Origin of the sequence: Burkholderia territorii, assembly GCF_902833055.1 — a bacterium.
GTDB classification, from domain to species: Bacteria; Pseudomonadota; Gammaproteobacteria; order Burkholderiales; family Burkholderiaceae; genus Burkholderia; species Burkholderia territorii.
The window spans coordinates 155,410-169,152 of sequence record NZ_CADFEJ010000003.1 but is presented as its reverse complement, the minus strand read 5'-3'; the positions used below and the strand labels follow the sequence as shown (position 1 = coordinate 169,152).

Genomic DNA, 13,743 nt, shown 5'->3' with positions numbered 1-13,743 from the left:
TGCGGCTCAGCGCGAAGCCAGGTCCATGATGCGGACCTGGTCGGCGTCCTTGCGCTCGACGATGCCGGTCATCCGGCCTTCGTGCATCACCATCACGCGGTCGCTCATGCCGAGCACTTCCGGCATTTCCGACGAAATCATCAGCACCGCGACGCCCTTGCCGGCGAGCGCGCTGACGAGCCGGTGAATCTCGGCCTTCGCGCCGACGTCGATCCCGCGCGTCGGCTCGTCGAGGATCAGGATGCGTGGTTGCGTCAGCAACCATCGGCCGATCAGCACCTTCTGCTGGTTGCCGCCCGACAGGTTCTGGATTTCCTCGTGCAGCCCGGGCGTCTTCACGCGCAACATCCGGCTCATTTCCTCGCAGTCGCGCTTCAACTGCGCCTGCCGCACGAAATTGAACTTCACGTAGCGATTGCTGAGCACCGCGGCTTCCATGTTCGCGAGCAGGTCGAGATTCAGGAAGCATCCGGTGTCCTTGCGGTCCTCGGTGAGGAACGCCATCCCGTGCTTCATCGCCTGCGCGGGCGTGGAAATACGCACCGGCTTGCCGTCGATCAGGATCTCGCCCGTCGTCGCCGGCACGACGCCGAACAGCGCCTCCGCGACGTTCGAGCGCCCCGAGCCGACGAGGCCCGCGACACCGAGAATTTCGCCCGCGCGCAACTCGAAGCTGACGTCGCGGAACACGCCGTCGACGCCGAGGTTCTTCACGGCCAGCACGACGTCGCCGATCGGCACCTCCTCCTTGGGGAACATCTGCGTGATCTCGCGGCCGACCATCATCCGGATGATGTCGTCGCGCGTGACGTCGGTCGACGCGTGCGTGCCGATGTACTTGCCGTCGCGGAACACCGAGAACTCGTCGGCGATCTCGAACAGCTCGTTCATCTTGTGCGTGATGTAGACGATGCCCTTGCCCTGCTCGCGCAACTGGCGAATGATCCGGAACAGGTGCGTGACCTCCTTGTCGGTCAGCGCCGAGGTCGGCTCGTCCATGATCAGCACGTCCGAGTCGAACGACACCGCCTTCGCGATCTCGACCATCTGGCGGCTCGCGACCGTCAGCGTGCGCACGTCGGCCTCGGGGTCGATGTCGATCGACAGCCGCTCGAACAGCGCGGCCGTGCGGCGGCGCAGCTCGGCGTGATCGATCAGGCCGAAGCGGTTCTTCGGTTCGCGGCGGATCCAGATGTTCTCCGCGACCGTCATGTACGGCATCAGGTTGAGTTCCTGGTGGATCATCGCGATCCCGCGATCGAGCGCGTCGAGCGGGCCGTTGAGCACGACCGGCTCGCCGTTGATCAGGATCTCGCCCTGGTCGGGCGTGTAGACGCCGGCGATGATCTTCATCAGCGTCGACTTGCCGGCGCCGTTCTCGCCCATCAGCGCGTGCACGGTGCCGCGACGCACGCGAAACTGCACGCCGTCGAGCGCGACGACGCCGGGAAACGACTTGCCGACGCCGCGCACCTCGAGCAGGCAATCGTCGACGGGTACACCGGACGAACCCGGTGCGCCGAGCGAGGCGGCCGGCCCGCTTTCGCCGGCCATCGGGCGCGCCATCCTGGCTGTATACATGGACGTTCCTCGAAAGTCACACGCGAACCCGGGCGCGCCGGGCTCGCGCAGTTCAGCGGAAAAGCCGGTCAGTGCTTCGCGTACTGGCTCATGTTCTCCGGCGTGACGAGCTCGAACGGCACGTTCACGTAGCGCTCCACCGGCTGCTTCTTCGCGAGCTTCAGCGCGGTCGCGACGGCCTGCGCGCCCTGCCCGGCCGCGTTCTGGTACACGGACACCTTCAGCTCGCCGCTCTTCATCGCCGCGAGCCCGTCCGGCGTCGCATCGATGCCCGCGACGATCGTCTTCGGCGTCAGCTTGCGCGCCGCCTTCAGCGCGTTGATCGCGCCGATCGCCATCTCGTCGTTGTTCGAGACGATTGCATCGAACTTCGTGCCGGAACTGAGCCAGTTCATCGTGATGTCCTGGCCCTGCGTGCGGCTCCACTTGCCTTCGCGCTTGTCGACGATCTTCATGCCCGAGCAGTCCTTGGTCGCGATCACGTCCTCGATGTCCTTGGTGCGCGCGCGCGCCGACTCGTTGGACAGCTCGCCCATCAGCACCAGGATGTCGCCCTTGCCGCCGAGCAGCTTGCAGACCTGGCGCGCCTGCAGCGTGCCCGACTGCTTCTCGTCGGACGCGACCACCGCGACGCCGGCCGGCAGCTTGTCGAAATCGACGGGCTTGCGGTTCACATAGACGAGCGGAATCTTCGCGGCGGTCACCATCTTGGTGATCTTCGGCGTCGCGTCGGTGTCGACCGCGTTCACGATGATCGCGTCGACCTTCTGCGCGATCATGTTCTGGACCTGGCTCAACTGCTTGCCGACGTCGTTGCCGCCGTCCTCGATCTGCACGGTCGCGCCGTCCTTCTTCGCCGCATCACCGATGCTGTTGCGCAGGATCGTCAGGAACGTGTCGTCGAACGATGCCATCGTCACGCCGATCTTCTCGGCATGCGCGAGCGGCATGGCCAGGATCGCGGCGGCCGCGGCGGCCATCAGCTTGGTCTTCATGATCACTCTGTCTCCTCATCTCCGGGGGGCGGAAAACGGCGCGTTGCGCGCCGCCGGGCCGAGTCCGATAACGGACTGAAGCATCCGGATGAAACTGTAGATCACTTCCTCGAAAATTTGGAAATTTATTTCTACGTGATTTCACCTAGGGAACTGGATTTCCAAAAAGTCTAGACTCCGTTCCGTAGCCCGATTCCTCGCGGCAGGCGCACTCGTGTCGCGCCGCGGATGTGACGCATCGTCGTCCGGGATCGGTCCCCAATCTGCCGGCAAGGTCGAGCGCCGGCCGCGAGCGTGATACGTGATATGAGCCCGTTGAACTTTCCGACTGACCGCCCCATCGATCTCGCCTGCCTCGGCCGCGTCGCCGTGGATCTTTACGCGCAGCAGTACGGCAGCCGCCTGGAAGATGCGCGCAGCTTCCAGATGTATCTCGGCGGTTCGTCGGGCAACGTCGCGTTCGGCGTCGCCCGCCTCGGGTTGAAGACCGCGATGATCTCGCGCGTCGGCGACGAGCAGATGGGCCGCTTCGTGCGCGAGACGCTCGAGCGCGAAGGCTGCGACACGAGCCAGTTGCAGACGGATCCGGAACGGCTGACCGCGCTGGTGCTGCTCGGCCTGAAGGATCGCGACACGTTCCCGCTGCTGTTCGTGCGCGAGAACTGCGCGGACATGGCCGTGCGTGCCGACGAGATCCGCGAGGACTTCATCGCCGGCTGCCGCGCGCTCGCGATCACCGGCACGCATCTGTCGACGCCCGGCACCCGCGAGGCGTCGCTCACCGCGCTCGGCTACGCGCGCCGCCACGGCGTCGTGCGGATCCTCGACATCGACTACCGGCCGGTGCTCTGGGGGCTGACCGCGCGCGGCGCGGGCGAGAACCGCTACGTGCCCGACGCGCAGGTCACGCGGCAGCTGCAGCAGGTGCTCGGCGAGTTCGACCTGCTGGTCGGCACCGAGGAGGAATTCCTGATCGCGGGCGGCGTGCCGCACGACCTGATCGCGTCGCTGCAGGCCGTGCGTCGCGTGAGCGGCGCGGCGCTGGTGGTCAAGCGCGGTGCGCTCGGCTGCTGCGTGATCGAGGGCGACGTCCCCGCGCGCATCGAGGATGCGCCGGCCTTCCACGGCGAACGCGTCGAAGTCCTGAACGTGCTCGGCGCGGGCGACGCATTCCTGTCGGGCCTGCTGTCCGGGCTGCTGCGCGGGCGCGACTGGGCGGAATCGACCCGCATCGCGAACGCATGCGGCGCGATCGTCGTGTCGCGCCATGCGTGTTCGGCCGCGATGCCGACGCCGGCCGAGCTCGCGCACTGGTTCGGCGGCAGCCGCAATCCGCAGGTGGACGCCGATCGCACGCTCGCGCACCTGCATCGCGTAACGGTGCCGCGCCGCGAATGGGACGACCTGTGCGTGATGGCATTCGACCATCGCAGCCAGTTCTACGAACTCGCGGTGCAGGCCGGCGCGGACGAAGCGCGTATCAAGACGCTCAAGCGCCTGCTCGTGCGCGCGGCCGAACAGGTCGAACGCGATCGCCATATCGAAGGCCATGTCGGCGTGCTGATCGACGGCGGCGCGTATGGCCGCGACGCGCTCGCGTCGGCCACCGGCCGCGGCTGGTGGGTCGGCCGCCCGGTCGAGCTGCCCGGCTCGCGGCCGCTGTGCTTCGACGACACGCGCTCGGTCGGCTCGTCGCTCACGCACTGGCCGACCGAGCAGGTCGTGAAGTGCCTCGTCCACTACCACCCCGACGACGACGTCGACCTGCGCGTCGCGCAAGAGCAGCGCGTGCTGGAGCTGTGGGAAGCCACGCGCGCGAGCGGCAACGAGCTGCTGCTGGAAATCATTCCGCCGCGTGCCGTCACGCCGGCCGGCACCGAGGACGACGCGGTGCTGCGCACGGTCGCGCGCTTCTACAACCTCGGCGTGATGCCCGAATGGTGGAAGCTCGCGCCGATGAGCGCGGACGGCTGGGCACGGCTCGAAACGCTCGTAGCCGAGCGCGACCCGCACTGCCGCGGCGCGGTGATCCTCGGGCTGAACCAGCCGCTGCAGTATCTCGTCGACAGCTTCCGCTCGGCGACCAATCCGATCGTCAAGGGCTTCATGGTCGGCCGCACGCTGTGGGCCGACGCGTCGCTGCACTGGCTCGCCGGCCGCATCGACGACCAGGCGCTGATCGACGAAGTGGCCGGCAATTTCGCGCAGCTGGTCGACGCATGGCTCGGCCGCCGTGCCGCCGCGCGCGCCGCGGCAGCAGCCTGACGCGCATGCCCGTGACGACCATCCGACTCCTCTTGATCGACAGACGATGACCACCACCGTGAGACTGACCGTCAGCCAGGCGCTCGTGCGCTACCTGGCCGCCCTGCGCGCCGAAGTCGTCCAGCCGGACGGCCGCACCGAAATCCTGCCGTACTGCGGCGGCGTGTTCGCGATCTTCGGGCACGGCAACGTGGCCGGGCTCGGCGAGGCGCTGCACGCCGAAAAGGACCGACTGCCGACGTTCCGCGCGCACAACGAGCAAGGCATGGCGAATGCGGCCGTCGCATTCGCTAAAGCGAACTTCCGCCAGCGGATGATGGCCGCGACGTCGAGCATCGGCCCCGGCGCGACCAACATGCTGACCTCCGCCGCGCTCGCGCACGTCGGCCGGCTGCCGCTGTTGCTGCTGCCCGGCGACGTGTTCGTGTCGCGGCTGCCCGATCCCGTGCTGCAGCAGGTGGAGGATTTCGAGCAGGGCGACGTCAGCGCGAACGACTGCTTCCGGCCCGTGACGCGCTACTTCGACCGGATCACGTCGCCGGAACAGCTGCTCGTCGCGCTGCCGCGCGCGATCCAGGTGATGACCGATCCCGCGCAGTGCGGGCCGGTGTGTCTCGCGCTGCCGCAGGACGTGCAGACCTTCGCATACGATTGGCCCGAGGACTTCTTCGCGCCGCCGGTGATCCGGATGCGCCGGCCGCCCGCCGACGCGCTCGAGCTCGCGGATGCGCTCGACGTGCTGAAGGCCGCGAAAAAGCCGCTGATCGTCGCCGGCGGCGGTGTGCTGTACAGCCAGGCATGGGACGCGCTGCGCACGTTCGCCGACACGCACGGCGTGCCGGTCGCCGAATCGCAGGCCGGCAAGGGCGGCCTCGCGTGGGACCATCCGCTGAACCTCGGCTCGATCGGCGTGACGGGCTCGCCCGCCGCGAATCGCGCGGCCGCGCAGGCCGACGTCGTGTTCGCGGTCGGCACCCGCCTGCAGGACTTCACGACCGGCTCGCATGCGCTGTTCGGCAACGCGACGCTGCTGAGCCTGAACGTGCAGCCGTTCGACGCGGGCAAGAAACGCGGCAGGCAATTGATCGCCGACGCACGCACCGGCCTCGGCCAGCTGTCGGCCGCGCTCGCGGGCTGGCACGCGGATGCGGCGTGGACCGCCGCGAACCGCGACCAGGCCGCCGCGTGGAATGCGCGCGTGACCGAGCTGACCACGCGCGTGCCGAAGGACACGCTGCCGTACGACGCGGAAGTCATCGGCGCGGTGCGCGACTCGGCCGCCGACGCGGGGCGCGACAGCGCGCGCGACGATCTCGTCGTGTGCGCGGCCGGGACGCTGCCCGCCGAACTGCACAAGCTGTGGCGCAGCGGCGTGCCCGGCAACTATCACATGGACTACGCGTACTCGTGCATGGGCTACGAGGTCGCGGGCGGGCTCGGTGCGAAGCTCGCGCGGCCCGAGCGCGAAGTGATCGTGATCGTCGGCGACGGCTCCTACATGATGCTCAACGCCGAACTGGCGACCTCCGTGATGCTCGGCCGCAAGATCATCGTCGTGATCCTCGACAACCGCGGCTACGGCTGCATCGAGCGGCTGCAACTGAACTGCGGCGGCGCAAGCTTCAACAACATGCTCGACGACTGCGTGCCCGAGGGCGGCGAACGCTCGACGATCGACTTCGCGATGCATGCGCGCGCGATGGGCGCCGAAGCCGTGCACGTGCGCGACGTCGGCGAGCTGCGCCGCGAAATGACGCGTGCGCGTGCGGCGAAGACGAGCCAGGTCATCGTGATCGACACGACGCACGAGCGCACGACCGCCGATGGCGGCGCATGGTGGGAAGTCGCGGTGCCGCAGGTGTCCGCGCGCGCCGGCGTCGAAGCGGCGCATCGCGCGTATCTCGACGCGAAGACGCGGCAGCGGCACTGACACGCTTTCGGTTTCACTCCTTTGCCCCGCGACAACAACATTCGAACCAAGGAAGCAAGTCATGAGCTGGAACGTTCGCATCGGTATCAATCCCCTGTCGTGGATGAACGACGACCTGCCGTCGCTCGGCGGCGAGACGCCGCTCGAGACGGCACTGAAGGAAGGCGCCGAAATCGGCTATGCGGGCTTCGAGCTCGGCAACAAGTTTCCGAAGACGGGCCCCGAGCTTAAGGCGAAGCTCGCCGAATTCGGGCTCGTGTGCGTGTCGGGCTGGTATTCGGGCTACCTCGCGGAAGTCGAACCGGGCATGAGCGATGCCGACGCGCTCGCCGCCGAAATCGAGCGTTGCCGCGCGCACATGACGAAGCTGCAGTTCAACGACGTGAAGGTCGTGGTGTATGGCGAATGCGCGGGTACGATCCAGGGCAGCATCGACACGCCGGTCGCGAAGCGTCCGCGTTTCGTCGACGACGAAGCCTGGCGACGCTATGCGGCACGCCTCGACGCGTTCGGCGCGCACCTGCTCGAGACCTACGGGATCAAGCTCGCCTACCATCACCACATGGGCGCATACGTCGAATCGCCCGCCGACGTCGACCGCCTGATGGCGCTGACCGATCCGGCCAAGGTGTTCCTGCTGTTCGACACGGGCCATGCATATTTCGGCGGCGCCGCCGATCCGGTGGAACTACTGAAGAAACATGTGTCGCGCATCGTGCACGTGCACTGCAAGGACGTGCGCCCGCAAGTCGTCACGCAGGCGCGCAACGGCGGCTGGAGCTTCCTGAACGCCGTCATCAACGGCACGTTCACGGTGCCGGGCGACGGCGCGCTCGATTACGAAGCGACGCTGCGCACGCTGAAGGACGCCGGCTACGAAGGCTGGCTCGTGGTCGAGGCCGAGCAGGATCCGGCCGTCGCGCCGAGCTATCAATATGCGAAGAAGGGCTACGAATCGCTGCGCGCGATCGTCGACCGGTTGAGCGCGTAAGCGCTGCCCCCAGTTGATCACCTTATTGCGGAGCTCCGTTCCATGGCGATTTCTCCCCTGCTGGTCAAGGCATCCGCCGACCGCGAAATCTGCAACGTGACGCCCGAGTCGGCCGGCTGGAAACACGTCGGCTTTCGCGCGCTGCGCCTGAAGGCCGGTGACACCGAGACGCTCGATACCGGCGCGCGCGAATTGTGCGTCGTCGTGCTCACGGGCACGCTGCGCGCGCAAGTCGACGGCGAAACCTACGATGCGCTCGGCAAGCGCGACAGCGTGTTCGAGGAAGTATCGCCGGACGCGCTGTACGTGCCGGGCGGCAAGACCGTCACGCTGGTGGCGACGCGCGATGCGGAAGTCGCGCTGTGCACCGCGCCTTACGCGAGCGGCGACAGGCGCGTGCAGCGCCTCGACGGCGAACGGATGCGGCGCACGGTGCGCGGGCAAGGCACCAACACGCGCTACGTGTGCGACATCCTGATGGGCGACAACCCGGCCGCCGACCGGTTGCTCGTCGTCGAAGTGATCACGCCCGCGAGCCATTCGAGCAGCTATCCGCCGCACAAGCACGATCGCGACGCGGCGCCGGACGAAACGTCGCTCGAGGAAACCTATTACCACCGGATCGATCCACCGCAGGGCTTCGCGTTCCAGCGCGTCTATACGGACGACCGCAGCCTCGACGAGGCGTGCGCGGTCGAGAACCACGACGTGGTGATGGTGCCGCGCGGTTATCACCCGGTGGTCGCGCCGCATGGCTACAACCTGTATTACCTGAACGTGATGGCCGGGCCGAGCCGCGCATGGGCGTTCAAGAACGACCCCGCGCACGAGTGGATGCTCGACGCGGCACCCGGGCGCTGATGCGTCGATGCGCTGAACGATCGACGGCGGACGCGCGACGCAGTGCACGCGCGTACGAACCGGACCTGGGACGACACGGAGCTGCCATGGCGACCACCTTCCCGCACTTCCCGCCCTTCGGCGACACCGCGTCGATGCCGCTGCTGCCGCACTTCGATGCCGACGTCGCGCGCCGGCTCGGCGACATCGCGGTCAATCTCGCGTCGCGCCGCGGGCTGCCGATCGCGGTCGGCATCGTCGGCGAGACCGCACCGCTGTTCTATTGCGCGCTGGACGGCAGCCGCGCGAACGACAGCGACGCGATCCGCCGCCGGCAGAACACGGTGTTCCGATTTGGCGTCAGTTCGCTCGAGGTCGGCGCGCGCTTTCGCCGCGCCGGCTGGTCGTTGCAGTCGCAGGGATTGTCGGACGCCGACTATGCGCTCGATGGCGGCAGCGTGCCGTTGCGGCTCGCCGGAGGCGGTTTCGTCGGCGCGATGACGGTCGCCGGACTCGACGACGCGCGCGATCATGCGCTCGTCGTCGAAAGCCTGCGCTGGCATGTCGGCGCGCACGCGCTCGCGATGAGCGCGTAACCGCGCGCCGGCGCGTGCGATCAGTGCAGCCCGCCGCTCGCGACGAGACGCTCGCCGGTCAGCCAGCGCGAATCGTCCGACGCGAGGAACACGGCGACCGACGCGATGTCGTCCGGCTCGCCGAGTCGGCCGAGCGGCGTCTCGCTGCGCACCTGCTTCTCGAGATCCGAACCGATGATGCCGGCGCTGTGCGTGCCTTCGGTCACGATCATCCCCGGGTTGATCGCATTCACGCGGATCTTGCGCGGGCCGAGCTCCAGCGCGAGCACGCCGGTGATCGCGTCGACGGCGCCCTTGGTGCCGCTGTACACGGCGCTTGCGGGCGGCGTGATGCTCGTCACCACCGAGCTGATGTTGATGATGCTCGCGCCTTCGCCGAGATGCTTGACGGCAGCCTGCGTCGTCAGCAGCACGCCGAACACGTTCGTGTCGAACTGCCGGCGGTAGTGCTCTTCGGTAATCGCCTCGATCGGCGCGAATTCGTACACGCCGGAATTGTTGACCAGCACGTCGAGACGGCCATAGGTGTCGATCGCGGTGTCGACGATGCGCTGGGCGTCCGCTGCCTTCGACACGTCGCCGCCGACCGCGACCGCGCGGCCGCCTGCCTCGACGATCGCGTTCACGACCGCGTCGGCGCCTGCCTTGCTGCTCGCGTAGTTGACCACGACCGACGCGCCTTCGGCGGCCAGCGCCCTTGCGATCGCGGCGCCGATGCCCTTGGACCCGCCCGTGACGATCGCTACCTTGCCTGCCAGCTTGCTCATGATTTCATTCCTCAGTCGGATGACCTTCGATGGATGGGTGCCGGTCTCGCCTGTCGCGGCGCACACCGGCCTTGCTGGCAATCTTGGCGGTTCGCGCGACCGCGATAAAGCGGCTCGACGCGAATTGACTGGCGGAGTTTTCCGAACAATCGGCGCACGGGCGATCAGCCCGCACTCAGCCATGCATTGACGACATCGGGACCGAGCCCGCCGAGCGGGCCGTCGTGGACGATTCGACCGCGCCCCATCACCGCGACGCGCCGCGCGAGCCGCGGCGCGAGCTGCAGCCGCTGCTCGATCAGCAGGATCGCAACGCCGTCGGCCTGCAGCGCGGCGAGATAGGCACCGACTTCGTCGACCGCGAGCGGCGCGAGCCCTTCGGCCGGTTCGTCGACGATCAGCAAGCGCGGACGGCCGGCCAGCGCGCGCACCAGTGCGAGCACCTGCTGCTCGCCGCCCGACAGCAGCCCGGCCTTCACGTCCGCCCGCGCGGCCAGCATCGGAAAGCGCGCGAGCAGCCGGTCGAGCGCCGCCCGTTCGGCCGCGCCGCGCACGCCGCGCAGCCCGAGCCGCAGGTTGTCGCGCACGCTCAGCAGCGGAAACACATCGCGGCTTTCGGCGACGTAAGCGACGCCGCGTCGGGCGATCTCGAACGTAGGCGCGCCCGCGCATTCGGCACCGGCGATACGCACCGACCCCGCGGTGCGTACGAGCCCCGTCACGGCCTTCGCGAGCGTCGAGCGGCCCGAGCCGTTGCGGCCGAGCAACGCGAGCGTCTCGCCCGGTGCGAGTGCGAGATCGACGCCGTCGAGCACGGGTTGCATCCCGTACCACGCGCGCAGGCCGCGAATGTCGAGCAGCGCGCTCATGCAACGTCGCCGAGATAGGCGGCGCGCACGGCCGGGTCCGCACGGATCGCGTCGGGCGCGCCGGTCGCGACCACCGCGCCGCGCACCAGCACCGTGATGCGCTCGGCGAAGCCGAACACCGCATCCATGTCGTGCTCGATCATCAGCACCGTGCGACCCTGCGTCGTCGCGCTGATCAGCTCGATCATCCGCGCCGCCTGGTCGCGGTTCATGCCGGCCGTCGGTTCGTCGAGCAGCAGCGTGCGTGCGCCGCTCGCGAGCGCGATGCCGAGATCGAGCGCGCGCTGTTCCGCATAACCGAGTTCGGCGGCCATCGCGTCGCGCCGCGCATCGAGACCGATGTCGCTCAGCACGCGCGCCGCCGCGCGATCGACCGACGCGGATTCACGCAGCCGGTTCCACCAGCGCCGCCGCTCGGCCGGCGCATGCAGCGCCGCGCAGCGCAGGTTGTCGAACACGCTCAGCCGCGCGAACGCGCTCGTCTGCTGGAAACTGCGGCCGATGCCGAGCCGGCTCGCGACGACCGGCCCGCGCCCGCGCAGCTCGACGCCGTGCAACACGACGCGCCCGCGCGTCGGCCGCGTCGCGCCGGCAATCACGCCGAACAGCGTCGACTTGCCCGCGCCGTTCGGGCCGATCAGCGCGTGACGCTCGCCGGCCGCGACGCTCAGCTCGATACCGTCGAGCACCGTCTGCACACCGAAGCGCTGCACGATTCCGTGCAGCGCGATCGCGCTGCCGCTCATCGCTCGTCCTCCGGCTGGCCGTGCCCGTGGCGCGGGAATCGCGCGCGCCAGCGCCACAGCAACGTGCCGATCCCGGCCGCCGAGCATGCGACGGCCCAGCCCGCCGGCGCATCGGCGTCGATGGCCCACGCACCGAATGCGAGGCCCGTGCCGTCGTCCTGCGCGAAGCGCCATGCATATCCGAGCTCGGCCGCGCAGACGATCGCGACGGCCCAGAACGCACATGCGCCGGCGCCGCACAGCACGCGCCAGCGCTCGGCGGACGGCGCGTCGCCGCGCAACGCGTGCGCGAGCGTCTGCGCGATGCCCGCGATCCCGCGCGGCGCGGCGACGACGACCGCGACGAACAGCACGCCGAGATACAGCGCCCACGCGCGCGACACGCCCGCGACGCCGATGCTCAGCGCGGTCAGCACCACCGCGCCTGCCGCCGGCCCGAAGAACGTGCCGGTGCCGCCGATCACCGCGGCGATGAGCACGGTCGCGGAACGCGCCATCGATACGCTGTCGGGCGTCGCGATCTCGACGTCGATCAGCGTCAGCGTCCCGGCAATGCCGGCAAAGAACGACGCGCAGGTCACCATCGCGAGCCGCACGCGGCGCGGCTCGGTGCCGAGCGCGGCAACGCGCGCGGGGTTGTCGCGCACCGCGTTCGCGAGTCGCGCGAGCGGCGTGCGCGTCAGCGCATGCATCGCGGCCGCCGAGACGATGCACCATGCGGCGATCACGGCGTAGGCCTGCGTTTGCGCGCCGAAATGCCAGCTGCCCAACGGCGTGCCGCTCGCACGGTCGATCGGTACGCCGCCGAGGCCGCCGAACCACGCGGGCACGCTCCACGCCGCGGCGGCGACGCATTCGCCGAGGCCGAGCGTGATCATCGCGAACACGGTGCCCGCGCGGCGTGTCGCGAGCAGGCCGGCGACGAACCCGAAGCCCGCGCCGGCCGCCCCGCCGACGAGCGGCAACAGCGGCAGCGGGCCGCCGACATGATTGAACCAGTGCGCGGCGGCGAAGGCGCCGAGGCCGGCGAACGCGGCATGACCGAACGACAGCAGCCCGGTCGTGCCGAGCTGCAGGTTGTACGACAGCGCGAGCACGACGAGCGCGGCCGTCTGCGCGAGATAACCGAGCACCGCGCCGTGCGGCCACAGCCACGCGGGCAGCGCGACGCACGCGGCGAACAGCATCCAGCGCAACACGCCGGCTCTTGCGCGGCTAGCCATCGACTCGCTCGCCGAACAGTCCGCGCGGACGGGCGACCAGTACCGCGACGAGCAGCAGGTACGGGACCAGCGGTGCGAGTTGCGCGACCGACACGGCAGCGACGCTGTCAGGCAGCGCGATACCCGACCATTGCGCGAGGTCGCGCAGCGACGTATCGCTGGATGCCGCGAAGGTCTGCGCGAAGCCGACCGCGAGCGACGCGACGAATGCGCCGCCGAGCGAGCCGAGCCCGCCGATCACGACGACCGCAAACACCACCGACCCGACGGTCTCGGCCAGCGCCGGTTCGATCACCGCAAGCGGCGCGCCGATCACGCCGGCCAGCGCCGCGAGCGCGGTACCCGCGCCGAACAGCGCCGTCATCATGCGCGGCACGTTGTAGCCGAGCGCCTCGACGGCGGCGCGGTGCGTGAGCGCGGCGCGCACGACGAGCCCGATGCGCGATGCCCGCAGCAGCGCACCCAGCGCGACCAGCATCGCCGTGGACATCGCCATCATGAAGAGCCGGTAGCGCGGCAGCGCGAGGCCGAACACGCTCACGGGCGCGCCGTCGAACAGCGGCGGCACCGGGGCCGGCAGCGGCGCGAGGCCCCACAGGAGTTTCGCGCCCTCGCCGATCAGGTACGCGAGCCCGAAGGTCAGCAGCAGTTCGCTCGTGTGCCCGTGCGGCTGTACGCGGCGCAGCAGCCAACGCTCGCAGCCGGCGCCGAGCAGGCCGACCGCGACCGGCGCGAGTGCGAGCGCGGGCCAGAAACCCGCGCGGGCCGCGATGCTGTACCCAATGTATGCGCCGAGCATGTAGAAGCTCGCATGCGCGAAGTTGAGCACGCCCTGCACGCTGAATATCAGCGTGAGACCGGCCGACAGCATGAACAGCAGCAACCCGTAGCTGAGGCCGTTGAACGCCTGGATGGCGATCGCGTGCACCGCCCGCGCCCG

General features: G+C 69.3%; 12 protein-coding genes. 5 read left to right on the top strand and 7 right to left on the bottom strand.

The annotated features are described in order from the left end of the window. Window positions 1-6 precede the first annotated feature (6 nt). Both HW466_RS08045 and HW466_RS08040 read right to left on the bottom strand, forming a co-directional pair. The gene (locus tag HW466_RS08045) at window positions 7-1,581 is read right to left on the bottom strand and encodes a sugar ABC transporter ATP-binding protein (protein ID WP_059545137.1); all 1,575 of its coding nucleotides are present in this window, start codon (window positions 1,579-1,581) and stop codon (window positions 7-9) included. A 68-nt stretch (window positions 1,582-1,649) separates the two neighbouring features. After that, window positions 1,650-2,576: a sugar ABC transporter substrate-binding protein gene (locus HW466_RS08040; RefSeq protein WP_059448307.1), complete on the bottom strand. Its 927-nt coding sequence runs from the start codon at window positions 2,574-2,576 to the stop codon at window positions 1,650-1,652. 306 nt (window positions 2,577-2,882) lie between these two features. On the opposite strand from HW466_RS08040, the gene HW466_RS08035 reads away from it, so the two are divergent. From HW466_RS08035 to HW466_RS08015, 5 genes are all read left to right on the top strand, one after another. Beyond that, window positions 2,883-4,841, top strand: a complete 1,959-nt coding sequence (locus HW466_RS08035; protein WP_059810092.1) for a bifunctional 5-dehydro-2-deoxygluconokinase/5-dehydro-2-deoxyphosphogluconate aldolase — start codon at window positions 2,883-2,885, stop codon at window positions 4,839-4,841. Window positions 4,842-4,887: 46 nt separating this feature from the next. Further along, window positions 4,888-6,771, top strand: coding sequence for a 3D-(3,5/4)-trihydroxycyclohexane-1,2-dione acylhydrolase (decyclizing) (gene iolD / locus HW466_RS08030; protein WP_174905443.1), 1,884 nt, complete (start codon window positions 4,888-4,890; stop codon window positions 6,769-6,771). A 61-nt stretch (window positions 6,772-6,832) separates the two neighbouring features. Next, window positions 6,833-7,762, top strand: coding sequence for a myo-inosose-2 dehydratase (iolE, locus tag HW466_RS08025; protein ID WP_151006328.1), 930 nt, complete (start codon window positions 6,833-6,835; stop codon window positions 7,760-7,762). A gap of 42 nt (window positions 7,763-7,804) precedes the next feature. Beyond that, on the top strand, window positions 7,805-8,623 hold the full coding sequence (gene iolB / locus HW466_RS08020) for a 5-deoxy-glucuronate isomerase (RefSeq protein ID WP_151006327.1): 819 nt from the start codon (window positions 7,805-7,807) through the stop codon (window positions 8,621-8,623). Window positions 8,624-8,709: 86 nt separating this feature from the next. Continuing rightward, on the top strand, window positions 8,710-9,198 hold the full coding sequence (locus HW466_RS08015; RefSeq protein WP_151006326.1) for a heme-degrading domain-containing protein: 489 nt from the start codon (window positions 8,710-8,712) through the stop codon (window positions 9,196-9,198). Window positions 9,199-9,218: 20 nt separating this feature from the next. Here HW466_RS08015 and HW466_RS08010 read toward each other — a convergent pair whose 3' ends face one another. The 5 genes from HW466_RS08010 to HW466_RS07990 all read right to left on the bottom strand — a co-directional run bounded on the left by HW466_RS08010 (window position 9,219) and on the right by HW466_RS07990 (window position 13,731). Then, on the bottom strand, window positions 9,219-9,965 hold the full coding sequence (locus HW466_RS08010) for a glucose 1-dehydrogenase (RefSeq protein ID WP_059448265.1): 747 nt from the start codon (window positions 9,963-9,965) through the stop codon (window positions 9,219-9,221). Window positions 9,966-10,129: 164 nt separating this feature from the next. After that, complete coding sequence (locus HW466_RS08005; RefSeq protein WP_174905444.1) at window positions 10,130-10,834, bottom strand: ABC transporter ATP-binding protein; 705 nt, start codon at window positions 10,832-10,834, stop codon at window positions 10,130-10,132. Continuing rightward, window positions 10,831-11,580 carry an ABC transporter ATP-binding protein gene (locus HW466_RS08000; protein ID WP_174905445.1) on the bottom strand — a complete coding sequence of 250 codons (750 nt, stop codon included), beginning with the start codon at window positions 11,578-11,580 and terminating at the stop codon, window positions 10,831-10,833. The genes HW466_RS08005 and HW466_RS08000 overlap by 4 nt, the downstream gene beginning before the upstream one ends. Further along, entirely contained in the window at window positions 11,577-12,803 is a 1,227-nt protein-coding gene (locus HW466_RS07995) for a branched-chain amino acid ABC transporter permease (RefSeq protein ID WP_174905446.1), read from the bottom strand. Before HW466_RS07995 ends, HW466_RS08000 begins: the two co-directional genes overlap by 4 nt. Further along, entirely contained in the window at window positions 12,796-13,731 is a 936-nt protein-coding gene (locus tag HW466_RS07990) for a branched-chain amino acid ABC transporter permease (RefSeq protein WP_174905447.1), read from the bottom strand. The genes HW466_RS07995 and HW466_RS07990 overlap by 8 nt, the downstream gene beginning before the upstream one ends. Window positions 13,732-13,743 lie beyond the last annotated feature (12 nt).